This window comes from Pseudomonas sp. NFX71 (assembly GCF_048079215.1).
Taxonomy (GTDB): domain Bacteria; phylum Pseudomonadota; class Gammaproteobacteria; order Pseudomonadales; family Pseudomonadaceae; genus Aquipseudomonas; species Aquipseudomonas fluorescens_B.
This window is the reverse complement of sequence record NZ_CP182230.1, coordinates 3,721,374-3,744,564: the sequence shown is the minus strand read 5'-3', so window position 1 is coordinate 3,744,564 and position 23,191 is coordinate 3,721,374. Positions and strand designations below refer to the sequence as shown.

The following is a 23,191-nucleotide window of genomic DNA, read 5'->3' as shown; positions in this document are numbered from 1 at the left end:
ACTTGTATACAATTACAAAACGTAAGAGGCACAAAACCATGAGCAAAATGAGAGCAATCGAAGCCGCCGTTCTGGTGATGCGCCGCGAAGGGGTTGATACCGCTTTTGGCATCCCGGGCGCCGCGATCAACCCGCTGTACAACGCCTTGCAGAAGGTCGGTGGCATCGATCACGTCCTCGCTCGCCACGTTGAAGGCGCCTCGCACATGGCCGAGGGCTACACTCGCACCAAGGCCGGCAACATCGGCGTGTGCATCGGCACCTCCGGCCCGGCCGGTACGGACATGGTCACCGGGCTCTACAGCGCCTCGGCCGACTCGATCCCGATCCTGTGCATCACAGGGCAAGCACCCCGCGCCCGGATGCACAAGGAAGACTTCCAGGCCGTCGACATCACCAGCATCGTCAAGCCAGTGACCAAGTGGGCAACCACCGTTCTGGAGCCGGGCCAGGTGCCTTACGCGTTCCAGAAGGCGTTCTTCGAAATGCGCTCCGGCCGCCCGGGTCCGGTGCTGATCGATCTGCCGTTCGACGTGCAGATGGCCGAAATCGAATTCGACATCGATGCCTACCAGCCGCTGCCATTGGCCAAGCCGAGCGCGACCCGCGTTCAGGTGGAAAAAGCCCTGGCCCTCCTTGATCAGGCCGAACGTCCGTTGCTGGTGGCCGGTGGCGGCATCATCAATGCCGACGCCAGCGAATTGCTGGTGGAATTCGCAGAGCTGACCGGTATTCCGGTGATTCCGACCCTGATGGGCTGGGGCACCATTCCGGACGATCACCCGCTGATGGTCGGCATGGTTGGCTTGCAGACCTCGCACCGTTACGGCAACGCCACGATGCTGAAATCCGACGTCGTACTCGGCATCGGTAACCGTTGGGCCAACCGTCACACCGGTTCGGTCGACGTGTACACCGAAGGCCGCAAGTTCATTCACGTCGACATCGAAGGCACTCAGATCGGCCGCGTGTTCACCCCGGACCTGGGCATCGTGTCCGACGCCGCTGCCGCGCTGACCGTGTTCATCGAAGTCGCTCGCGAATGGCAGGCCGCCGGCAAACTGAAAAACCGCAGCGCCTGGCTGCAAGACTGCCAGCAGCGCAAAGCCAGCCTGCAGCGCAAGACCCACTTCGACAACGTGCCGGTCAAGCCGCAGCGCGTGTACGAAGAGATGAACCAGGTGTTCGGCAAAGACACCTGCTACGTCAGCACCATCGGTCTTTCGCAGATTGCCGGCGCGCAGTTCCTGCACGTCTACAAGCCGCGTCACTGGATCAACTGCGGTCAGGCCGGCCCGCTGGGCTGGACCATTCCGGCAGCGCTGGGCGTGGTCAAGGCCGATCCGACCCGCAAGGTCGTGGCACTGTCGGGCGACTATGATTTCCAGTTCATGATCGAAGAGCTGGCCGTGGGCGCGCAGTTCAAACTGCCGTACATCCATGTTGTGGTAAACAACTCGTACCTGGGGCTGATTCGTCAGGCCCAGCGCGGTTTTGACATGGACTACTGCGTGCAGCTGTCCTTCGATAACCTGAACGCTCCGGAACTCAACGGTTACGGCGTCGATCACGTCGCGGTCGCCGAAGGCCTCGGTTGCAAGGCGCTGCGTGTGTTCGAACCGGGTCAGATCCAGCCTGCCCTGCGCAAGGCTCAGGAACTGATCGAAGAGTTCAAGGTGCCGGTGATCGTCGAGATTATTCTGGAGCGCGTGACCAACATTTCCATGGGCACCGAGATCAACGCCGTCAACGAATTCGAAGACCTGGCGCTGGTCGGCAACGATGCGCCGACGGCGATTTCGTTGCTCGATTAACTTGTAGGGTCGCTCCCACAAGGATCCGGGAACGACCACCCCACACATACGGGAGACCACCATGCCGCGTTTCGCAGCCAACCTGTCCATGCTGTTCACCGAACAGGATTTCCTCGCCCGTTTTGAAGCGGCCGCCAAGGCCGGCTTCAGTGGTGTCGAATACCTGTTCCCCTACGACTTCAGCTCCGCCGACATCAAGGCCAAGCTCGACGCCAATGGCCTGACCCAGGTGCTGTTCAACCTGCCGGCCGGTGACTGGGCCAAGGGCGAGCGCGGCATTGCCTGCCTGCCGGACCGGGTCGAAGAGTTCCGCGCCGGTGTCGATCTGGCCATCGCTTACGCACAAGTGCTGGGCAACACCCAGGTGAACTGCCTGGCCGGTATTCGTCCACAGGGCATCGACGATGCCACCGTGGAAAAAACCTTTGTCGCCAACCTCAAGTACGCGGCCGACAAGCTGCAGGCGGCGGGTATCAAACTGGTGATGGAAGCGATCAACACCCGCGACATCCCGGGTTTTTATCTGAACAACACGGCGCAAGCCCTGTCGATTCGCGAACAGGTCGGCAGTACCAACCTGTTCCTGCAATACGACATCTATCACATGCAAATCATGGAGGGTGACCTGGCCCGCACCATGGCCGCGCACCTGGGCGAGATCAACCACATCCAGCTGGCCGACAACCCTGGACGCAACGAACCGGGCACCGGTGAAATCAACTACCGCTTCCTGTTCGAACACCTGGACCGCATTGGTTATCAAGGTTGGGTTGGCTGTGAATACAAGCCGCTGACCACCACCGAAGCGGGTCTGGGCTGGCTGAAAACCCATAACGCGATCTGAAGCTGACGCAGAACCACTGTGGCGAGGGAGCTTGCTCCCGCTCGGCTGCGAAGCAGGCGCAAAACCTGAATGCCGCTTCTGCCTGATACACCACAGCGGTTGGTTTTGGGGCCGCTGCGCCCCCCGGCGGGAGCAAGCCCCCTCGCCACAGGGTGTGCTGCACACATTATTTGGCAAGACAAAAACAAGAGGAATTTCTCATGGCTAAAATCGGATTTATCGGCACCGGCATCATGGGCCACCCAATGGCGTTGAACCTGCAAAAAGCCGGTCACAGCCTGTTCCTGTCGGCGCACCACGACGCCGCGCCTGCCGACCTGGTTGCCGGTGGCGCCGTCGCTTTGGCCAACCCGAGAGAAGTCGCGCAAGAAGCCGAATTCATCATCGTCATGGTGCCGGATACTCCGCAGGTCGATGACGTACTGTTCCGCGCCGACGGCGTAGCGGCCGGTGTCGGCAAAGGCAAAATCGTGATCGACATGAGCTCGATCTCGCCCACCGCCACCAAAGCCTTCGCGACCAAAATCAACGAAAAAGGCGCGCAGTACCTCGACGCACCGGTTTCCGGCGGTGAAGTCGGCGCCAAGGCTGCGACCCTGAGCATCATGGTCGGCGGCGATGCCGACGCCTTCGAACGCGCACTGCCGCTGTTCCAGGCCATGGGCAAGAACATCACCCTTGTCGGTGGCAATGGCGATGGCCAAACCGCGAAAGTGGCGAACCAGATCATCGTCGCGCTGAACATCCAGGCCGTCGCCGAAGCCCTGTTGTTCGCCTCGAAAAACGGTGCAGATCCCGCCAAGGTACGTGAAGCGCTGATGGGCGGTTTCGCTTCATCGAAGATCCTCGAAGTGCACGGCGAACGCATGATCAAAGGCACCTTCGACCCGGGCTTCCGCATCAGCCTCCATCAGAAGGACCTGAACCTGGCCCTGCAAGGCGCCAGGGAGCTGAACATCAACCTGCCGAACACCGCGAACGCCCAGCAAGTGTTCAGCACCTGCGCGGCCATCGGTGGCAGCAACTGGGATCACTCGGCACTGATCAAGGGCCTGGAGCACATGGCGAATTTCTCGATTCGCGATAAGCAGTAAGCCCTGCCCTGAAACCTGTGGGAGCTGGCCTGCCAGCGATGAAATCGACGCGGTGCGTCTAAAAGACCTCAGCGCCTGAATCGCTAGCAGGCTAGCTCCCACAGGAACCCGAGTTGCTCTTCCAATAACAAGAATTCCGGGAGCCCGCCATGTCGGTCGATCCGCAACAATTCCTGCGCGAGCTGTTTGCCACAGCCATCGACGCGGCCCATCCGCAGCAAGTACTCGAAGCCCATTTGCCCGCCGATCGCACGGGTCGAGTGATCGTGATCGGCGCCGGCAAAGCCGCCGCCGCCATGGCCCAGGTGGTCGAGCGCTGCTGGCAGGGTGAAGTGTCCGGTCTGGTGGTGACGCGTTACGGCCACGGCGCCCCATGCGAAAAAATCGAAGTGGTCGAAGCCGCGCACCCGGTGCCGGATGCCGCCGGTCAAGCGGTCGCCAGGCGCGTCTTTGAACTGGTCAGCAACCTGACGGAAGACGACCGCGTGATCTTCCTGCTTTCGGGCGGTGGCTCTGCACTGCTCGCACTTCCCGCTGCCGGCATCAGCCTCGCCGACAAGCAATCGATCAACAAAGCCCTGCTCAAATCCGGCGCGACCATCGGCGAGATGAACTGCGTACGCAAACACCTCTCGGCGATCAAGGGCGGTCGCCTCGGCAAGGCCTGCTGGCCCGCCACTGTTTATACCTATGCCATTTCCGATGTGCCCGGCGACCTCGCCACGGTCATCGCCTCCGGCCCTACCGTGGCCGACCCAAGCACCTCCGCCGAAGCATTGGCGATTCTCACGCGCTACGGCATCGAGGTCCCGGCCTCGGTGCGCAACTGGCTGCAAAGCCCCGACTCGGAGACGGTCAAACCCGGCGATCCGAGCCTCGCGCGCAGTCATTTCCAATTGATCGCCCGTCCACAGCAGTCGCTTGAAGCGGCCGCCGTGAAAGCGCGTCAGGCCGGTTTCAGCCCGCTGATCCTCGGCGACCTCGAAGGCGAGTCCCGCGAAGTCGCCAAGGTGCACGCCGGCATTGCGCGGCAAGTGGTCTTGCATGGCCAGCCATTGCCGGCGCCGTGCGTGATCCTCTCGGGCGGCGAAACCACGGTCACCGTACGCGGCAATGGCCGAGGCGGACGTAACGCCGAATTCCTGCTCAGCCTGACCGACAGCCTCAAAGGCCTGCCCGGCGTCTACGCGCTGGCCGGTGACACCGATGGCATCGACGGCTCCGAAGACAATGCCGGCGCGATCATGACCCCGGACAGCTACGCCCGCGCCGCCGCCCTCGGTTTGAGCGCCAGCGATGAACTCGACAACAACAATGGCTACGGCTATTTCGCGGCGCTGGACGCACTGATCGTTACCGAGCCGACCCGCACCAACGTCAACGATTTCCGCGCCATTCTGATTCTCGAGAGCCCTAAACATGACGCCTGATAAAAAGGTCAAAATCCTCGCCACCCTCGGCCCGGCCACCGATGGCCTCGAAGACATCCGCGAGCTGGTGCAGGCCGGAGTCAACATCTTCCGCCTGAACTTCAGCCACGGCGATCACGCCGACCACGCCCAGCGCTATCAATGGATACGTGAAGTCGAGCGTCAGCTGAATTACCCGTTGGGCATTCTGATGGACCTGCAAGGCCCGAAACTGCGGGTCGGCAAGTTCGCCGAAGGCAAGGTGCAACTGCATCGTGGCCAGGCGCTGCGCCTGGATCTGGACCCGACGCCGGGCGACCAACGCCGGGTCAACCTGCCGCACCCGGAGATCATCGCCGCACTGGAGCCGGGCATGGACCTGCTGCTGGACGACGGCAAACTGCGTCTGCGCGTGGTCACCAAGTACGCCGATGCCATCGACACCACGGTGCTCAATGGCGGTGAGTTGTCGGACCGCAAAGGCGTGAACGTGCCGCAGGCGGTTCTGGAACTGAGCCCGCTGACGGCCAAGGATCGTCGAGACTTGAGTTTCGGCCTGGAGCTGGGTGTGGACTGGGTCGCGCTGTCGTTCGTACAGCGCCCGGAAGACATTCGCGAAGCGCGTGAGCTGATCGGTGACAAAGCGTTTTTGATGGCCAAGATCGAGAAACCGTCGGCAGTCACTCAGCTGCGGGAAATCGCTGAACTGAGCGACGCGATCATGGTTGCCCGTGGCGACCTCGGCGTCGAAGTGCCGGCCGAAAGCGTGCCGCAGATTCAGAAAAACATCATCGGCATTTGCCGCGAACTCGGTAAACCGGTGGTGGTGGCGACACAGATGCTCGAGTCGATGCGCTTCTCCCCGGCGCCCACCCGCGCTGAAGTCACCGACGTGGCCAACGCCGTGGCCGAAGGTGCGGATGCGGTGATGCTGTCGGCGGAAACCGCGTCCGGGGAGTACCCGATGGAAGCCGTGCAGATGATGAGCAAGATCATCCGCCAGGTGGAAAACGGCCCGGACTATCAAACGCAACTGGACGTCAGCCGGCCGAAGGCTGAGGCGACCGTTTCCGATGCGATCAGCTGCGCGATCCGCCGTATCAGCAACGTGCTGCCGGTGGCGGTGCTGGTCAATTACAGCGAGTCGGGGGCGTCGAGCCTGCGTGCGGCGCGGGAACGGCCGACCGTGCCGATTCTGAACCTGACGCCGAACCTGCAGACAGCTCGCCGCTTGACGGTCGCGTGGGGCGTGCACTCCGTGGTGAATGATCGGCTGCGGCAGGTGGACGAAGTGTGTTCGACGGCGCTGGAGATTGCGCAGGCGCAGGGTATGGCGCAGCGCGGGGATACATTATTGATCACGGCGGGGGTGCCGTTTGGGCAGCCGGGGTCGACTAACTCGTTGCGTATAGAAACGTTGATTTAAAGAACGAGCTCTGTGGCGAGGGAGCTTGCTCCCGCTCGACGGCGAAGCAGCCGTCGCTTTGGCATGACGGTTCCAACAGAAAAACCGCATTCGCCGAATCGGGGTCGCTTCGCGGCCCAGCGGGAGCAAGCTCCCTCGCCACAACGTTTATGCAAGACCTTGGTTTTTCCCACTGCCCCAGACTTCATCATGCCTGCCCACCACTTCAACACCCACTGCCCCGATTGGGCGACTGCCCTGCTCAACGGCTTCAGTCAGATTTTCCTCCAGCGCCATCCGCTGTGCGGCCTGCTGTGTCTGTTGGCGATTCTTTTTACCGCACCGGCCCTGCTGGGTGGTGCCCTGCTGGGCGGCCTCGCCGGTTTGCTCACCGCGCAACGTCGCAATTATGCCAAGGCCGATCGTCAGGCCGGACTGTTCAGCTACAACGGTGTCCTCCTCGGCTTGCTGCTGAGCCTGTATTTCCCCTGGTCCGCCCTGTTGCCGCCGCTGATCATTGCCGCTGGCGGACTGAGTGCCATGCTCACCCAGCAATGGTTGAAACGCGCCCGCGACCATTATTGCCTACCGGCCTACACCGCGCCCTTCGTCGGCATGAGCTGGTTGCTGCTGTCGTTTGCCGCGCCACAACACCCCGCGCCACTGATCGAAATGAACACGTTCAACTTGTTCGCCGCTGCGCTGAAGGGGCTTGGTCAGGTGATGTTTCTCGGTCATCCGCTGGCGGGGGCACTGATTGCCGCGGGCTTGCTGCTCGCCGACCGTCGCGCGTTTATGTGGGCTTTGCTGGGCTCCGTTGTCGGACTCGGGTTCGCCTTGCTTCATCACGAAACGTCAACCGCGCTGCTGGGGCTCGGGGGTTACAACGCCGTGCTCGCCGCTCTCGCCTTCAGCGGACAACGCCGCCGGCCCTGGTTGCCACTGCTGGGCATTGCCCTTGCCGTATTGCTCACACCGGGCTTCGCCGCGCTCGGTCTGGCCACGCTGACCGCGCCATTCATCCTCGCGTGCTGGCTGATCCGCGCAGGCATTCGCGTGCTGCGTCAGGCCGCCGTCGACAGTGCGCCTTGCGCTACCGGGGAGAATCACCCTAGGCTGCGCTGATTCTCGATTCAGGCGTTTTCCATGGACAGCAGCAAAAACTGGCGTGAAGACCTTTACGTCATGGTTTTCCAGAGCGACACCAAGGCCGGACGGCGCTTCGACGGCATCCTGCTGTTGATCATCCTTGCCAGCATCATCATCGTGATGCTCGACAGCATCGACACGATCCACCAGAACTACGCCAACGTGCTGGCGTACATCGAGTGGGGCTTCACCGTCATCTTCGCCATCGAATATGGCCTGCGGCTCTACTGTTCGCCGAAGCCATTGCGTTACGCGTTCAGCTTTTACGGACTGGTGGATTTGCTGGCGATCGTGCCGGGCATCCTCGCGCTGTATTACGCCGATGCGCAGTATTTGCTGATTATCCGGATCATTCGGATGCTGCGGATTTTCCGCGTGCTCAAGCTCAGCCCTTATCTGAAACAAGCCAATTACCTGATGTCGGCGCTGCGCGGCAGCAAGCAGAAGATCGTGGTGTTTCTGGTCAGCGTCTGCACACTGGTAACCGTGTTCGGCACGCTGATGTACGTGATCGAAGGTCCGGAGCACGGCTTTACCAGCATTCCGAAAGGTATCTACTGGGCAATCGTGACGCTGACCACCGTAGGCTTTGGCGACATCGTGCCCAAGACGCCGCTGGGCCAGGTGATTTCCTCGCTGGTGATGATCACCGGTTACTCGATCATCGCGGTGCCGACGGGGATTTTCACCGCGGAGCTGGCAAACGCCATGCGCGGCGAACAGTTGCAACACGACTGCCCGGTGTGCAAGAAAAACAGCCATGAGCATGGCGCTGCATTTTGCTCGCGGTGCGGCAATGCTCTGTTTAAGAAACAGGAATAAGCAAAGTACTTTTTAATCTTTAAAGGACTATGCAAGCGCAGTTATAGTCGCTGGCAAATCGCCTCATTTTTAAATTAGAACAAGGAAAGCGCAGTGAAAAAACTCTTTGGCGCCTCACTTCTGGCCGCTGGCCTGGCATTGGCCAGCGTGGCTCAGGCTGCACCGACTCTGCTCAACGTTTCCTATGACGTGATGCGCGATTTCTACAAGGACTACAACGCTGCCTTCCAGAAACACTGGCAAGCCGAGCACAACGAAAACATCACCCTGCAGATGTCCTTCGGCGGTTCCAGCAAACAGGCGCGCTCCGTGATCGACGGCCTGCCGGCTGACGTCATCACCATGAACATGGCCACCGACATCAACGCACTCGCGGACAACGGCAAACTGGTCCCGGACAACTGGGTCACACGCCTGCCGAACAACAGCGCGCCGTTCACTTCGGCAACGGTGTTCATCGTTCGCAAAGGCAACCCGAAAGCGCTGAAAGACTGGCCTGACCTGCTCAAGGACGGTGTGCAAGTGATCGTGCCGAACCCGAAAACCTCGGGTAACGGCCGCTACACCTATCTGTCGGCCTGGGGTTATGTGCTCAAAAACGGCGGTGACGAGAACAAGGCCAAAGCCTTCGTCGGCAAACTGTTCAAACAAGCGCCCGTGCTCGATACCGGTGGCCGTGCCGCCACCACCACCTTCATGACCAACCAGATCGGCGACGTGCTCGTGACCTTCGAAAACGAAGCGGAAATGATTGCCCGCGAGTTTGGCCGCGACCAGTTCGAAGTCATTTACCCAACCGTCTCCGCCGAAGCCGAGCCGCCGGTGTCTGTGGTCGACAAAGTGGTCGAGAAGAAAGGCACCCGCGCGGCAGCCGAGGAATACCTGAAGTACCTGTGGTCGCCGGAAGGTCAGGAAATTGCCGCCGCCAACTACCTGCGTCCACGTGATCCGGCGGTACTGGCCAAGTACAACGATCGCTTCCCGAAGGTGGATTTCCTGTCGGTGGAGAAGACCTTTGGCGACTGGCGCACCGTGCAGAAGACTCACTTCAATGATGGCGGAATTTTTGATCAGATTTACAACGGCCAGTAATTCCTGAGCCAATGAAAAAGGCGACCCGAGAAGGTCGCCTTTTTTGTAGGCGTTTTTCGCCACGAATCAGTGTGCAAGCGAGCCTTGTGTGGCGAGGCAGCTTGCTCCAGCTCGGCTGCGAAGCAATCACAAAGTTTTTGGGGCCGCTTCGCGACCCAGCGGGAGCAAGCTCCCTCGCCACACAGGCTCGCTCTCACAGGTTCTGCCCCAAGCAGCTACATCGGCGGTGTGACGCCATCCTTGCCGGCCGAAATCGACTGCGCCGTCAGCGTCCCGTCGGCACTCTGCGTCACGAACGTCACGATCTTCACACCCACTTTCAGCAAGCTGCGGTCCCCTGGCAACAGGTTCACAATCGGCACATCCTCCGGCACCAGAATCTTCTGCTGACCACCTTTGTAGTTGACGGTCAGCACACGACCATTGCTCACCACCAGATCGCCGACGCTGCCATTGGTCATGCTGCTGCCCTTGACCAGATCGAAAGGCCGATGGCCGTCGCCGCTGCCGGCCAGCTCCGGTGGAAAGACATGGACTTCCAGGGCTTTGAGCGAACCGTCTTCCTGCGCAATGGCCGCGGACCCTATGTAGCTGCCCGGTTTGATGTCTTCGATATTGGCCAGGGTTACAGCGCGGACCTTGGTGTCCCTGGTCAAATTGATGACTACGTTTTCGCCGCTGTTGACGTGGACTTTCAGCACCTCTGGAGTCACTCCGGTGATCTCGCCGCGCAAGCCGATGCGCATGCCCGGCGCGTCGGCCGCCTGCGCGAGACTTGCCATAAACAACCCGATCAAAGCGCCGCAAATCAGGTGACGGAACATCGCGTTCATGAAAGTGCCTTCCGGTTATGAATCGTGAAGAGAACATAAGCACGCTATCGAACAAGATGTAAGTGAATGTATCATCAGACTTCAAAATTCTGGCGCAGGGTTCATCGGCAACGGTACACACCGGCGCCTCTCATTCCGCAATGGAATGATTGCTATCACTCCAATCCCACTTCCGCCGTTGCGGCCAGCCGCTTAGCCTGCGCGCATTCCATTTTGCTCAGCGAGACACGTTATGAACCCAGCGAACCAGGCACCTCACGGCGCCACGACAATGACCAAAGGCATGGTGCTGCTGTTCGCCTTTTGCTGTGGCGCCATTGTTGCCAACATTTACTACGCCCAGCCGATCATCGGCCTGATCGCGCCGGACATTGGCCTGACCAGCACCATGGCGAGCCTGATCGTTTCGCTGACCCAGATTGGTTACGCGCTGGGCCTGTTCTTCCTGGTGCCGCTGGGCGATCTGCTGGAAAACCGCCGGTTGATGATCATCACCACGGTGGTGGCGATTGCCAGTCTGTTGGGCGCTGCGTTTACCGATCAACCCAACGTGTTTCTGTTGATCTCGTTGCTGGTGGGTTTCAGCTCGGTGTCGGTGCAGATCCTGATTCCACTGGCCGCGCACCTGGCGCCCGAGGAGACCCGTGGCCGGGTGGTCGGCGGAATCATGGGCGGTTTGCTGCTGGGGATTCTGTTGGCGCGGCCGGTATCCAGCGTTGTGGCTGATCACTTCGGCTGGCGCGCGATGTTCGTGATCGCCGCCGTGTTGATGGCGGCGATCAGCATCGTGCTGGCGGTGACGATTCCCAAGCGCCAGCCCGATCACAGCGCCTCTTATGGCCAATTGCTGGGCTCGCTGTGGACGCTGTTGCGCCAGCAACCGGTACTGCGTCAGCGTGCGTTCTACCAGGGTTGCATGTTCGCCACGTTCAGCCTGTTCTGGACAGCGGTGCCGCTGGAACTGGCACGCAATCACGGCCTGTCGCAAACCCAGATCGCGATCTTCGCTTTGGTGGGAGCCATCGGTGCGATCGCCGCGCCGATCGCCGGTCGACTGGCTGACGCAGGCCACACCCGCATCGCTTCATTGCTGGCCCTGCTGTTCGCCAGCCTGAGCTTCCTGCCGGCGTTCATCCATCCGGCCTACAGCGTCATCGGCCTTGCCGTCACCGGCGTGGTGCTCGACTTCTGTGTGCAAATGAACATGGTCCTGGGCCAACGCGCGGTCTACGCCCTCGACGCCAAAAGCCGCAGCCGCCTGAATGCGCTGTACATGACCAGCATTTTCATCGGCGGCGCCTTCGGCTCCTCGGTCGCCAGTGCAGTGTATGAGCACGGCGGCTGGTTGTGGATCGTGATCGTGGGCAGCGCGTTTCCGTTGTTGGCATTGTTGCGGTTCTTGAGTGTTTCCAAAGAACCTTCCCTGGCAACGGCGTAAGGCTTTTCGCGAGCAGGTTCGCTCTCAAAGGGTTTGCACGAACCTGTGGGAGCGAACCTGCTCGCGATATCGATGGCACTGGCACGATTCAGTGCCGAACCAGCTTCTCCATCGCCGCATCTGCCAGAAAGGAAGAACGGCTTTTGACATTGTGCTCGCGCACATACCGGTCAATCCGCTGGATCACATAGCCGGGCAACGTGACATTGACCTTCTCGGTCTTGCCCATATACGGCGCGATGTCCAGCTCCAGCATTCCCCATCCCATGTCGGCAAAGTCCGGGTTGCCACGATGGACGGCTGCCGAAGTCGGCATCGGAATCGATTCCCCGTCAGCGGCTATTTCCTGAAGCAGGATATGGGCAATCTCGATCGCCGCGTTATAGGCATCTTCAAACGTATCCCCGGCCGTTGCGGCGCCCGGAATATCGGGGATCTGAATACCGATGGCGGTGGTCTCGTCGCCCCACTCGATACAGATTGGATATTGCATTATGGATCTCCTGCGTAACTGGCTGGCGGGCAGTAAAGCCCGGCTCGCCTCCTGATGCTTTTAACCGTCCCGGTCGGTAAATCCTTTTTCGGGTGAGGGACGGGAATCGTGTACGGGTTGTATCGATGGGTGAAGAGATGATGGCTGCCGGTAATACGATCCAGCGTCCAGCCCGCCTCCTCCAGCTCCTTGATCAATAACCTGCTTTGCACCACCAGCCTCCTTGCTCCGGCCCAGACAAAAGTAACTCTAGAGTTATCTTTACTCAAGCACAAAAATCCTGATCACGACGTTCGGTTGTTTTACGAAGTGTGATTGCCGCCAAGATAGAGCGTTTGTGGAGGATGCCTACCCCAAAACCGGCAAGCACCGACGTGTGCACTTTGCCGATTTGATGGACTATAAAACCCGGCGCAACATTGCCAGCGAGCAAGCAATGAAGCTTCTCGCCGAGCAGGCACAAGCGTTAAGGCGTGCGTGACGGGTCACGAAGATTTGATCGAAGGATTAACGTTGCCCGATATGGACGATCGCCATGTGCTGGCGGCAGGCATTCGCTGTAACGCGAGCGTCATCATCACTTTCAATCAGAAAGGCCATGCTCTGATCAATGCCCTACAAGATCAAATGCATAGGTCGGGCTTGCCGATGCAGGTCAGCAGGCTCTCGACGGTATGCTCCAGCGATCCGGAGTTGTCGAGCACGTGCACGCTCGGTTCCTCCGCCAACAGGCGCTCACTGAAATGGGCATTACGCGCCAGCCGCTGTTCGATCTCGGCCTCCGACTCACGTCCGCGCGCCAACAGGCGCTGACGCAACACCGCCTGGTTCACGGTCAGCAACAGCACCCACACGTCTGGATAACGTTCACGGGTTTGCGGCAAATGCGCACGCGAACCGTTGACCATCACGTCGTCCCCCGCCGCCAGCCACTCGTCGATTTCCCGCGGGATGCCATAAGCCAGGCCATGAGCCTGCCAGCTGAGGGCAAATGCACCCTGGTCCCGCATCTCGGCGAACTGCTGCAGGCTGACGCCCAGCGCCGCCTCCCCGGCCGCTTCCGCGGAGCGGGTAATGACCCGCCGCACGATACGACAGCCGCGTTCGGCCAAGCGCGTTCGAGCGGCATCCAGCAGGCTGTCCTTGCCCGAACCTGAAGGCCCGATGAGATAGATCAACCTGCCGGACATCAAAACATCCTCTTCGCTTGTCGCCTGCTGGACCACAACGCCCACAAAAAAGGCGACCCCCGAAGGGTCGCCTTTGCGTTACTGCCCGAATTGCCGTCCCAGCCCACCCGGCACGCCATGGATATCCGTCTCTTCCCAAGGCCCGTTCGGGCTGATCGACCGGCTCCAGCCATTGTCGAAGCGATAATACGTGCGCTGGCGGTAGAAGGTATTGGTCTGGTCATCCAGCACATAAACACCAAGCTTGGGATCCCAATGGCTGTTGCCACCCGGCGGCGGCGCGAAGCTGGCGGAGGTGCGTGGCAGTGGCTTGGCAGGTTTGGCCGGAACGCTCGGCTTGCTCGGGGTCGGCGAGGTAGACGGCGTGGGCTTGGGCTGCGAGGGCGGAATCGGCGGCAGCGACGTCGGCTCCGGCCGCTGGACCGCGCACGCGCTTAACCCCAGGACCAGACTGAGCAGGGTGATACGAGCGATAGCGGTCATGGTTGCGTTTTCCTGTTATTTGTCCGGACTGTCGATGGTCAGTTTTTGTGGCGCGGTGGTGCTGCTGGCCAGCGGCTGGCTGCGACCGATCCATTCGCCGGCAGTCGGTTGGCCGGCACGAGAGATGCGCGCAACCAGTTGGACTTCAGGGAAGTTCGACAGTTTCAACTGCGGCATCATTGCGTCGGCATCGCCCAATTCGACAGTCGCCGGCAAGTCAGCCACGGTCAGGCGCTTGGCGGCCAGTGGCGCCGGTGGGCCATTGGTGGCGCGAGCGAAGATGAACACGCTGTCACCCGGTTGAACCTTGGCCTTGAGCGCTGGCGCCAGATCGACGCTGACTTTGATCAGTGCCGACTTGACCGCAGGCGCCTGGGCAACCTTGCCACCGCTGGCTTCGAGTTTTTCAGTGGCGCGGGCAATACCGCCTTGCAGCGCCGCCCGGGAGTTGTCGTCCGGCGGCAGTTGCGCCAGCAGACGATTCCAGTAGTCGATGGCATCCTGATAACGCGCGCTTTCAAACGCGGCAATGCCGAGCAGACCCAGGCTGGTGACTTCCTTAGGATCGGCTTTCAAGGCTTCGTCGGTGAGGGCCTGAACCTTGTCTGACCACTTCTTGCCGTCGGCGAAGTATTGAGCCTGCGCCCATTGCCCGAGCAATTCCGGCTGACGACCGGCCAGGTTCACCGTGCGTTCGAAGATCTTCGCCGCATCGCCAGGACGATCCTGTGCCATGTAGGTCCGACCGAGGAAGTACAGGCCTTCTGCCGAATCCGGTTGAGCCGCGACGGCGCGCTCCAGGCGACGGGTCATCTCTTCCATGGACTGCGGTGCCTGAGAGAATTCGCGAGTCAGCTCGACCTTGTCGCTCGCCCCGAAATGCAGATACAGCCCAAGCCCCAGTACCGGCACCAGAATCGCCGCCAGCAAGGGCAACGGTTTGCCCAGGCGCGCCACGCGCGGTGCCTCGACGCCTTCAGTGTCGGCGAGCAACTCTCGGGCAGCTTCGGCGCGACCGGTTTCCAGTTGCGACGCGTTGAGCACACCCTCTTCCTGCTCGGTTTGCAACTCGGCCACGCGCTCCTGATACAGCGCGACGTTCAGGGCCGTACGATCTTCTTCCAGCTGAGCGCGACGGCCGCGCAGAACGGGGATCAACAGAAAACTCAGGGCAACCAGAAGCAGCAGACCTGCAGCGAGCCAGAAATCAATCATTCTTGGTTTTATCCAACAAGTGGTCGAGGCGCTCGCGCTCCTCGGCAGAAAGCGCGTCCGGGCTGTCGGCGCGTTGCACGCGACGACGGCGGACGATCACGGCGATGATCACAAAACCACCCAGCAACAGGCCGGCCGGGCCGAACCAGAGCAAGGCAGTCTTGGCGTTCAGAGCAGGTTTGTAGCGGACGAAATCACCGTAGCGATCGACCATGAAGTCGATGATCTGCTGATTGTCCTTGCCTTCGCCCAACATGCGGAAAATCTCTTTGCGCAGGTCAGCGGCGATCGGTGCGTTGGAATCGGCAATGTCCTGATTCTGGCACTTGGGGCAACGCAGCTCTTTGGTCAGCTCGCGAAAACGCTCGCGGTCGCCTTCTTTGGCAAACTCATAGGTGTCGATGGCCGCGTGTGCCACGCCAGCCATGCTCAGCCCCAGCACAACAGCAGCTATCCAGCGCTTCATGGTTTGGCCTCGTCGACCAGCGCCTGATACTTGGCCGCCAGTTTTTCCCGCCAGACCTGTTCGTCGATCACACCGACGAACTTGTCGCGGATGATGCCCTTGGCATCGATGAAGAAGGTTTCCGGAGCGCCATACACGCCAAGGTTCAGGCCCAGCGTGCCCTCGTCGTCGCGGATGTCCAGTTGATACGGGTTGTGGAATTCCTTCAGCCACTTCAAGGCGTCCGCGTTGACGTCCTTGTAGTTGATGCCGTAGATCACCACGCCTTTCTCGGCCAGTTTGTTCAACACCGGGTGCTCGACCCGGCAGGAAATGCACCAGGTGCCCCAGACGTTGACCAGCGCCGGTTTGCCCACGATGTCAGCCTTGGTCAGGGTCTTGTCGCCCTGCACCGCTGGCAGGGAAAACTCAGGGAACGGCTTGCCGATCATTGCCGAAGGCAGCTCGGCCGGGTCCAGGTACAGACCGCGATAAAGGAACACAGCCACCACCAGAAAAATCACCAGTGGCAACAGCATCAACCAACGTCTCATGCAGTCGCTCCCGACATGCCCAGTGCTTCGCGCACGCGGCTTTTTACCTTGACCCGATAACGCCGGTCCATCGCCGCCAACAACCCGCCGAGCCCGGTGAGCAAACCGCCGAACCAGATCCAGCGCACGAACGGTTTGACGTGCACGCGCACGGCCCAGGCGCCATCGCCCAGCGGTTCGCCGAGTGCGACGTAGAGGTCACGGGTGAAACCGGCGTCGATCCCGGCTTCGGTCATCACCGAGTTCTGCACGGTGTACAGGCGTTTTTCCGGGTGCAGCACGCTGATTTCCTTGCCGTCGCGGATCACCCGCACGGTGCCTTTGTCGGAGGTGAAGTTCGGGCCTTCGAAGTGTTTGGCACCTTCGAACACGAACTGGTAACCGCCCAGGTCCATGGATTCGCCCGGCGCCAGGCGCAGGTCGCGTTCGGCACTGTTCTGGCTCGACAGCACGACACCGAGCGCGCACACGGCGATGCCCAAATGCGCAATTTGCATGCCCCAGTAGCTGCGGGTCAGGGTCGGCAGGCCTTTGATCAAGCCTTTGTGTCGCGTCTTGTCGAAGATGTCGCGCACGCCGGCCAGCAACACCCAGGCCGCGAGCATGAAGGTCGCGATCACCGCCCAGTTGAAATCGCCGTAAGCGACGCCAGCCACCACCGCCAGTGCGGCACTGCCGAGCAGCACCGGGGTCAGCATGCTCATCAGCCATTTGACCGGGGTGTCTTTCCAGCGCACCAACATGCCGACCGCCATCACCACCATCAGCAACGCCATCAACGGAATGAACAGTGCGTTGAAGTACGGCGGGCCGACCGACAGCTTGGCGCCGGTCATGGCATCGAGGATCAGCGGATACAAGGTGCCGAGCAGGATCATCGAAGCCGCCACCACCAGCACCAGGTTGTTGCCCAGCAACAGGGTTTCCCGGGACCAGAGGTTGAAGCCGACATGGCTTTTCACCACCGGCGCGCGCAGGGCAAACAGCGTCAGCGAACCGCCGACCACAAACAGCAGGAAGATCAGGATGAACACGCCGCGCTCCGGGTCGGAGGCAAAGGCGTGAACCGAGGTCAACACGCCGGAACGCACGAGGAAGGTTCCCAGCAAGCTCAGCGAGAAGGCGGCGATGGCCAACAGCACGGTCCAGCTCTTGAACACGCCACGCTTTTCCGTGACCGCCAACGAGTGAATCAACGCGGTACCCACCAGCCATGGCATGAACGAGGCGTTTTCCACCGGGTCCCAGAACCACCAGCCGCCCCAGCCGAGTTCGTAATAAGCCCACCACGAACCGAGGGTGATGCCGATGCCGAGGAAGGCCCAGGCGACGATGGTCCATGGACGCGACCAGCGCGCCCACGCCGCATCAAGACGGCCGCCCAGCAGCGCGGCGATGGCGAACGCAAACGCTACGGAGAACCCGACATAACCCATGTAGAGCATCGGCGGGTGGACGATCAGGCCGATGTCTTGCAGCAACGGATTGAGGTCGCGACCGTCCGCTGGAATTTGCGGGAGGATGCGGGCGAACGGGTTGGAGGTGAGGATCAGGAACAGCAGGAAACCGGTGCTGATCATGCCCATCACCGCCAGCACGCGGGCCAGCATCACTTGAGGCAACTGCCGGGAGAATACCGACACCGCGAAGGTCCAGCCACCGAGGATCAACGCCCACAGAAGCAACGAACCTTCGTGCGCGCCCCACACGGCGCTGAACTTGTAGTACCACGGCAATGCGCTGTTGGAGTTGCTGGCGACGTAGGCAACGGAGAAGTCGTCAGCCATGAATGCGTAGGTCAGGCAACCGAAGGCGAACAACAGAAAGGCAAACTGGCCCCAGGCGGCCGGCTGAGCCAGGCTCATCCACAAGCGGTCGCCGCGCCAGGCACCCAGCAACGGCACCACGGCTTGAACCAGCGCGAAACACAGCGCCAGAATCATCGCCAGGTGGCCCAATTCAGGGATAAAGATTCCGGATGTCATCAATTAGCCCTCTTTTGCTGGAATGGGTGCCGACTGACCGCTGTCTTTCAGGGCCTTGGTCACCTCCGGCGGCATGTATTTCTCGTCGTGCTTGGCCAGCACTTCGTCAGCCACCACCACGCCGTCGGCGTTGAGCTTGCCCAGGGCGACGATGCCCTGCCCTTCGCGGAACAGGTCCGGGAGGATGCCGCGGTAGCTGATGGTTACGGACTTGTTGAAGTCAGTCACGATGAACTTCACGTCCAGCGAATCGCCGGAACGTTGCAGCGAACCTTTTTCGACCATCCCGCCGGCACGAATGCGCGTGTCTTGCGGCGCTTCGCCATTGGCGATTTGCGTCGGTGTGTAAAACAGGTTGATGTTCTGCTGCAGGGCGCTCAGGGCCAGGCCGACAGCAGCGCCGACACCGACCAGGATCGCGAGAATGATGATAAGACGCTTTTTGCGCAGCGGATTCACTTGCCGTTCTCCCGGCGCAGTCGACGCGCCTCTTGTTGCAGATACCGCTTGCGGGCCAGAACCGGCGCCGCCACGTTGAGGGCCAGCACCACCAGGCAGATGCCATAGGCTGACCAGACATACAGGCCATGATGGCCCATGGCGAGAAAGTCGCCGAATGAAGCAAAACTCATCGAGCGGCCTCCAGACTGTTCTGTACTTCTGCCTTGACCCAACTGGCGCGGGCTTCGCGCTTGAGCACTTCAAGGCGCATGCGCAGCAGCAGTACCGCGCCGAAGAAACAGTAGAAACCCAGCGCCGTCAGCAGCAGTGGCAGCCACATCTCGGCCGGCATTGCCGGTTTTTCGGTGAGGGTGAAGGTCGCGCCCTGGTGCAGGGTGTTCCACCATTCCACCGAGTACTTGATGATCGGGATGTTGATCACGCCGACAATCGCCAGCACCGCGCAGGCCTTGGCCGCGCTGTCACGATTGCTGATGGCGTTGCCCAGCGCAATGAGACCGAAGTACAGGAACAGCAGAATAAGCATGGACGTAAGTCGCGCATCCCAGACCCACCACGAGCCCCAGGTCGGCTTGCCCCAGATCGCGCCGGTGACCAACGCCACGGCGGTCATCCACGCGCCGATGGGGGCCGCGCATTGCAGGGCGACGTCAGCCAGTTTCATCTTCCACACCAGCCCGACGATCCCGCAGACCGCCAGCATCACGTAGATGGACTGCGCCAGCATGGCGGCCGGAACGTGGATATAGATGATGCGAAAGCTGTTGCCTTGCTGGTAGTCAGGCGGCGCGAAGGCCAGCCCCCAAACGACACCGACGCCGATCAGCAGCAACGCCGCGACGCTCAGCCATGGCAACAGTTTGCCGCTGATGCCGTAAAACCATTTGGGTGAGCCGAGCTTATGAAACCAGGTCCAGTTCATTACTGTTTCCATCACGGGTGCTACTCGCCATCACGAGTAGCGAAGGGTCTGCCTTTCTTACAAGAAAGCGATCAAAAAATGATCAGACCTCATTATTATTCGCCGACGCTGATCTTCAGGCCAGCAGCTATTGCAAAAGGTGTAAGGGTTATCGCCAAGGCGGTCAGGCTACCAAGCCACAGGAGATAACCGGTCGCCGGCATTCCCTGCAAGGCCGCCTGCAAGGCGCCACTGCCAAGAATCAACACCGGGATGTACAACGGCAGAATCAGCAGCGCCAGCAACAGGCCGCCACGCTTCAACCCCACCGTCAGGGCGGCGCCCACCGCACCGAGCAGGCTGAGCACCGGTGTACCGAGCAACAGGGAAAGCAGCAACACCGGCAGACAGGCGGTTGGCAAACCGAGCATCAACGCCAGCAGTGGAGCGAGCAAAACCAGTGCCAGACCAGAGAATGCCCAGTGTGCCAGTACCTTGGCCAAAACCAGAAGAGGCAGGGGGTGCGGCGAAAGGACCCACTGTTCAAGGGAACCGTCTTCGAAATCACTGCGGAAAAGCCCGTCCAGCGAGAGCAAAACCGATAAAAGGGCCGCGACCCAGACCAGTCCCGGAGACAAGGTTTGCAACAATTGAGACTCGGGACCGACCGCCAACGGGAACAGAGCAACCACGATGGCGAAGAATACGAGCGGATTGGCCAACTCCGCCGGACGGCGGAACAACAAGCGAGCCTCACGGGCGACCAACAGGCCGAAAACACTCATACGGCCCAGTTCCCCAGATCAATGTCGCGATAGCCGACCGGCATCCGGGTCAGCGTGTGGTGAGTGGTCAGCACGACCATACCGCCACGCTCACAGTGCGCGGCCAGGTGCTCTTCGAGTTGCGCAACGCCTTGCTTGTCGAGCGCGGTGAACGGCTCGTCGAGGATCCACAGCAGCGGACTGTCCAGGTACAGGCGCGCCAACGCCACACGGCGTTGCTGGCCGGCGGACAGGGTGTGACAGGGAACATCTTCGAAACCGCGCAGTCCGACTGCGGCAAGCGCGGCCCAGATGGCTTCATGGGAGGCCGGTCGATGCAGGGCGCAGAGCCAGCTGAGGTTTTCTTCCGGGGTCAGCAAATCCTTGATGCCGGCGGCGTGACCGATCCACAGCAGGTTGCGCGCCAGTTCACTGCGTTGTTCGTTCAACGGTTGGCCGTTGAGCAGTACTTGACCGGTGGTCGGTTGCATCAGGCCAGACAGCAGACGTAAAAGGCTGGTTTTGCCACTGCCGTTGGGGCCGCTGATTTGCAACATTTCGCCACTGGCCAGTCTCAATTCGAGATTTTCGAAGAGCAGCCGAAGGTCTCGCTCACAGGCGAGGGCAACGGTTTGCAGGACAGGACTGGTCAAGAGATCACGGGCCTTTTGCGGTTCAAGTCGGCGGCGGAGCGGCCGCTAAAGAGATGCAGCATAGATGCATTGGCGGCCTGTTCTAGAGAGCTGCGTCAAACAATTGCAATGTTTTCGCCACTCTCCGAAAGACGGGCGGCATTATACATGCCATGCCCTACTCTAAAGAGGGCAATTTCCTCAGGTTGTGACCGCGTATGACAGGCGAAATGAACATCCTCCCGCTACCACCGACCACGCCCGCGACGTCACGTCCGCAGGTGGTGAGTGGCGATTTGCTGAAGCTGCTGACGCCGATGGAGGGCCTGATCACCGCCGGGCAATCCGCCAAGGCCGAAGTGCTGTCGCTCAAGCAGGCGGATCAGACCTTTCAACTGTTGCTCAAGGTCACCCTCGAAAGCGGCCGTCAGACCACGGTTCAGGCCACCAGCAGTCAGCCGCTGCCTCAGGGCACGAACCTGGCGATCACCCAGCCATCGGCGAGCAACCTTGCCATCACCGTGCAACAGGCCATCGCCTCCAGCGTTGCCACCCTCACCCGCCTCGACACGGCACAACTGCCGGTGGGCACCTTGCTGCAAGGCAAAGTGCTGACTTCCCAGGTAATGCCGCAAGTGCCGGGGCAGCCGACGGTGTTTCGTTCGCTGGTGAGCCTGCTCAACACGTCACTGAGCGGCAATACCCTGAGCATCGACAGCCCGACGCCGTTGCGCATCGGCACGTTGTTGAGCGCGCTGGTGCAAGACACCCAGACCCTGAAATTCGTCCCGCTGAGCAATCGGCAGGAACAATTGGCAGTCACCCAGCAACTGGTCAGCCAGCAAAGCCGCCAGGGCTCGCTGGACGGATTACTCAAACTCTTGCAAAACCTGCCCGCCACGAATCAGACCTCCAGCGATCTGCGAGCCGCCGTGGACAAGCTGCTCGCCGGTCTGCCGGACGTTCAGCAACTGAGCACGCCCAAAGGCCTGGCCCTGGCACTGGCCAGTAGCGGCCTGTTTCTCGAGGCGAAACTGCTCACCGGGCAAAATCCGACACTGGCGCCAGACATGAAAGGCGACCTGCTCAAGCTGATCGCGCAACTGAGCCAGGGGCTGCCGGCCAATACCAACCTCAACGCGATCATTGCTGCCAATACCCTGGCCCAGACGATGCCGAGCTTCGTGCGCAGCGCCCTCGGCATGCTCGGTCAGGTCAGCGCCAAACCGCAGCCGACCGGTTTCCCCTTGCCCGAGCGTTTCCTGCAAAGCCTGGAAGGCGAAGATGATCTGGAGCACTTGCTGCGGTTGGCCGCCGCGGCAGTCTCACGCCTGCAAAGCCATCAACTGTCTAGCCTGGAGCAGACCGGCGTGACGAACGACGGTCGGCTGATGAGCACCTGGCAGCTGGAAATTCCGATGCGCAATATGCAGGACATCGTCCCGCTGCAGCTCAAGTTCCAGCGCGAGGAAGCCCCCGAAAAAGATCAACCCAATGAGCGCCGTGACGAACGCGAGCCCAAGCAGCAGTTGTGGCGCGTGGACCTGGCCTTCGACATGGAGCCGCTGGGCCCTCTGCAGATTCAGGCACAGCTGATTGGCGGCAGCCTGTCCAGCCAGCTGTGGGCCGAGCGGCCCTACACCGCCAGCCTGATCGAGAGCAATCTGGCCAGCCTGCGCGAACGCTTGCTGGCGGCCGGCCTGAACGTCGGCGATCTCGATTGCCACCACGGCACACCACCCCAAGGGCCGCAAACCCGTCTCGAACAACGCTGGGTCGACGAAACCGCATGAGAAATTCCGATACGCCACGCCAGGCCATCGCCCTCAAATACGACGGCACCCACGCACCGACCCTCACGGCCAAGGGCGACGAAGAGCTGGCGGAAGAAATCCTGAGGATTGCACGCGATTATGAAGTGCCGATTTACGAGAACGCCGAGCTGGTGAAATTGCTGGCCAGGATGGAGCTGGGGGACAGTATTCCGGAGGAGTTGTATCGGACGATTGCCGAGATCATTGCGTTTGCATGGAATCTGAAGGGCAAGTTCCCGCAGGGGCATGATCCGAGTGCGTTGATGGTCGAGAAAGACATCACCGAGCGCGGGGATGATTATTGATGTGTGTTGAATGCAAAAGATCGCGGCCTCGTTGCACTCGACGAGGCT

General features: G+C 60.9%; 25 protein-coding genes and 2 pseudogenes. 13 read left to right on the top strand and 14 right to left on the bottom strand.

Going from position 1 to position 23,191, the window contains the following annotated elements:
- Positions 1–38: 38 nt before the first annotated feature.
- The 8 genes from gcl to ACM1ZW_RS17295 all read left to right on the top strand — a co-directional run bounded on the left by gcl (position 39) and on the right by ACM1ZW_RS17295 (position 9,629).
- Positions 39–1,814 carry a glyoxylate carboligase gene (gcl, locus tag ACM1ZW_RS17330; protein WP_017337228.1) on the top strand — a complete coding sequence of 592 codons (1,776 nt, stop codon included), beginning with the start codon at positions 39–41 and terminating at the stop codon, positions 1,812–1,814.
- Between the two features lie 61 nt (positions 1,815–1,875).
- On the top strand, positions 1,876–2,658 hold the full coding sequence (gene hyi / locus ACM1ZW_RS17325; protein WP_416738956.1) for a hydroxypyruvate isomerase: 783 nt from the start codon (positions 1,876–1,878) through the stop codon (positions 2,656–2,658).
- A gap of 200 nt (positions 2,659–2,858) precedes the next feature.
- Positions 2,859–3,752 carry a 2-hydroxy-3-oxopropionate reductase gene (locus tag ACM1ZW_RS17320; protein WP_416738955.1) on the top strand — a complete coding sequence of 298 codons (894 nt, stop codon included), beginning with the start codon at positions 2,859–2,861 and terminating at the stop codon, positions 3,750–3,752.
- A 149-nt stretch (positions 3,753–3,901) separates the two neighbouring features.
- Positions 3,902–5,182, top strand: a complete 1,281-nt coding sequence (locus tag ACM1ZW_RS17315; protein ID WP_416738954.1) for a glycerate kinase type-2 family protein — start codon at positions 3,902–3,904, stop codon at positions 5,180–5,182.
- Positions 5,172–6,587 (top strand): pyruvate kinase, encoded by a 1,416-nt coding sequence (gene pyk / locus ACM1ZW_RS17310; RefSeq protein WP_017337224.1) that lies wholly within the window; start codon positions 5,172–5,174, stop codon positions 6,585–6,587. Before ACM1ZW_RS17315 ends, pyk begins: the two co-directional genes overlap by 11 nt.
- A 189-nt stretch (positions 6,588–6,776) precedes the next feature.
- On the top strand, positions 6,777–7,691 hold the full coding sequence (locus tag ACM1ZW_RS17305; protein ID WP_416738953.1) for an urea transporter: 915 nt from the start codon (positions 6,777–6,779) through the stop codon (positions 7,689–7,691).
- Positions 7,692–7,712: 21 nt separating this feature from the next.
- Positions 7,713–8,537, top strand: a complete 825-nt coding sequence (locus tag ACM1ZW_RS17300; protein ID WP_414883274.1) for an ion transporter — start codon at positions 7,713–7,715, stop codon at positions 8,535–8,537.
- 93 nt (positions 8,538–8,630) lie between these two features.
- Positions 8,631–9,629, top strand: coding sequence for a sulfate ABC transporter substrate-binding protein (locus ACM1ZW_RS17295; RefSeq protein WP_017337221.1), 999 nt, complete (start codon positions 8,631–8,633; stop codon positions 9,627–9,629).
- A gap of 215 nt (positions 9,630–9,844) precedes the next feature.
- Here ACM1ZW_RS17295 and ACM1ZW_RS17290 read toward each other — a convergent pair whose 3' ends face one another.
- Positions 9,845–10,462, bottom strand: coding sequence for a hypothetical protein (locus tag ACM1ZW_RS17290; RefSeq protein ID WP_414878531.1), 618 nt, complete (start codon positions 10,460–10,462; stop codon positions 9,845–9,847).
- 232 nt (positions 10,463–10,694) lie between these two features.
- On the opposite strand from ACM1ZW_RS17290, the gene ACM1ZW_RS17285 reads away from it, so the two are divergent.
- Complete coding sequence (locus ACM1ZW_RS17285) at positions 10,695–11,900, top strand: MFS transporter (RefSeq protein WP_031318544.1); 1,206 nt, start codon at positions 10,695–10,697, stop codon at positions 11,898–11,900.
- Positions 11,901–11,988: 88 nt separating this feature from the next.
- Here the strand turns inward: ACM1ZW_RS17285 and ACM1ZW_RS17280 are convergent, their stop codons facing one another.
- Positions 11,989–12,393, bottom strand: a complete 405-nt coding sequence (locus ACM1ZW_RS17280; protein ID WP_017337218.1) for a type II toxin-antitoxin system HicB family antitoxin — start codon at positions 12,391–12,393, stop codon at positions 11,989–11,991.
- A complete protein-coding gene (locus tag ACM1ZW_RS17275) occupies positions 12,393–12,605 on the bottom strand; it encodes a type II toxin-antitoxin system HicA family toxin (protein ID WP_017337217.1) in 213 nt (70 codons plus the stop codon). The genes ACM1ZW_RS17280 and ACM1ZW_RS17275 overlap by 1 nt, the downstream gene beginning before the upstream one ends.
- A gap of 128 nt (positions 12,606–12,733) precedes the next feature.
- On the opposite strand from ACM1ZW_RS17275, the pseudogene ACM1ZW_RS17270 reads away from it, so the two are divergent.
- Both ACM1ZW_RS17270 and ACM1ZW_RS17265 read left to right on the top strand, forming a co-directional pair.
- Positions 12,734–12,874: pseudogene (locus tag ACM1ZW_RS17270) on the top strand (DNA-binding protein); the annotation flags it as partial.
- Positions 12,871–12,987: pseudogene (locus ACM1ZW_RS17265) on the top strand (PIN domain-containing protein); the annotation flags it as partial. The pseudogenes ACM1ZW_RS17270 and ACM1ZW_RS17265, both read left to right, overlap by 4 nt.
- Positions 12,988–13,016: 29 nt before the next feature.
- Here ACM1ZW_RS17265 and phnN read toward each other — a convergent pair.
- From phnN to ccmA, 11 genes are all read right to left on the bottom strand, one after another.
- The gene (gene phnN / locus ACM1ZW_RS17260) at positions 13,017–13,583 is read right to left on the bottom strand and encodes a phosphonate metabolism protein/1,5-bisphosphokinase (PRPP-forming) PhnN (protein ID WP_416738952.1); all 567 of its coding nucleotides are present in this window, start codon (positions 13,581–13,583) and stop codon (positions 13,017–13,019) included.
- A 78-nt stretch (positions 13,584–13,661) separates the two neighbouring features.
- Positions 13,662–14,066, bottom strand: a complete 405-nt coding sequence (locus tag ACM1ZW_RS17255) for a hypothetical protein (RefSeq protein WP_414878528.1) — start codon at positions 14,064–14,066, stop codon at positions 13,662–13,664.
- Positions 14,067–14,081: 15 nt separating this feature from the next.
- A complete protein-coding gene (gene ccmI / locus ACM1ZW_RS17250) occupies positions 14,082–15,281 on the bottom strand; it encodes a c-type cytochrome biogenesis protein CcmI (protein ID WP_414878527.1) in 1,200 nt (399 codons plus the stop codon).
- On the bottom strand, positions 15,274–15,747 hold the full coding sequence (locus ACM1ZW_RS17245) for a cytochrome c-type biogenesis protein (protein ID WP_017337212.1): 474 nt from the start codon (positions 15,745–15,747) through the stop codon (positions 15,274–15,276). Before ACM1ZW_RS17245 ends, ccmI begins: the two co-directional genes overlap by 8 nt.
- Positions 15,744–16,280 carry a DsbE family thiol:disulfide interchange protein gene (locus ACM1ZW_RS17240; RefSeq protein WP_414878525.1) on the bottom strand — a complete coding sequence of 179 codons (537 nt, stop codon included), beginning with the start codon at positions 16,278–16,280 and terminating at the stop codon, positions 15,744–15,746. Before ACM1ZW_RS17240 ends, ACM1ZW_RS17245 begins: the two co-directional genes overlap by 4 nt.
- Positions 16,277–18,265 carry a heme lyase CcmF/NrfE family subunit gene (locus ACM1ZW_RS17235; protein ID WP_052909691.1) on the bottom strand — a complete coding sequence of 663 codons (1,989 nt, stop codon included), beginning with the start codon at positions 18,263–18,265 and terminating at the stop codon, positions 16,277–16,279. Before ACM1ZW_RS17235 ends, ACM1ZW_RS17240 begins: the two co-directional genes overlap by 4 nt.
- A gap of 3 nt (positions 18,266–18,268) precedes the next feature.
- Entirely contained in the window at positions 18,269–18,724 is a 456-nt protein-coding gene (gene ccmE, locus ACM1ZW_RS17230; protein WP_017337209.1) for a cytochrome c maturation protein CcmE, read from the bottom strand.
- A complete protein-coding gene (gene ccmD / locus ACM1ZW_RS17225; RefSeq protein WP_017337208.1) occupies positions 18,721–18,897 on the bottom strand; it encodes a heme exporter protein CcmD in 177 nt (58 codons plus the stop codon). The genes ccmE and ccmD overlap by 4 nt, the downstream gene beginning before the upstream one ends.
- A complete protein-coding gene (locus ACM1ZW_RS17220; protein WP_017337207.1) occupies positions 18,894–19,649 on the bottom strand; it encodes a heme ABC transporter permease in 756 nt (251 codons plus the stop codon). The genes ccmD and ACM1ZW_RS17220 overlap by 4 nt, the downstream gene beginning before the upstream one ends.
- Positions 19,650–19,744: 95 nt before the next feature.
- Positions 19,745–20,413, bottom strand: coding sequence for a heme exporter protein CcmB (gene ccmB / locus ACM1ZW_RS17215; protein ID WP_017337206.1), 669 nt, complete (start codon positions 20,411–20,413; stop codon positions 19,745–19,747).
- Positions 20,410–21,045, bottom strand: a complete 636-nt coding sequence (gene ccmA, locus ACM1ZW_RS17210) for a cytochrome c biogenesis heme-transporting ATPase CcmA (RefSeq protein WP_017337205.1) — start codon at positions 21,043–21,045, stop codon at positions 20,410–20,412. The genes ccmB and ccmA overlap by 4 nt, the downstream gene beginning before the upstream one ends.
- A gap of 197 nt (positions 21,046–21,242) precedes the next feature.
- Here ccmA and ACM1ZW_RS17205 point away from each other — a divergent pair, with 197 nt between their 5' ends.
- Positions 21,243–22,817 carry a flagellar hook-length control protein FliK gene (locus tag ACM1ZW_RS17205; protein WP_017337204.1) on the top strand — a complete coding sequence of 525 codons (1,575 nt, stop codon included), beginning with the start codon at positions 21,243–21,245 and terminating at the stop codon, positions 22,815–22,817.
- Complete coding sequence (locus ACM1ZW_RS17200; RefSeq protein ID WP_017337203.1) at positions 22,814–23,143, top strand: EscU/YscU/HrcU family type III secretion system export apparatus switch protein; 330 nt, start codon at positions 22,814–22,816, stop codon at positions 23,141–23,143. Before ACM1ZW_RS17205 ends, ACM1ZW_RS17200 begins: the two co-directional genes overlap by 4 nt.
- The last annotated feature ends 48 nt before the right edge of the window (positions 23,144–23,191 follow it).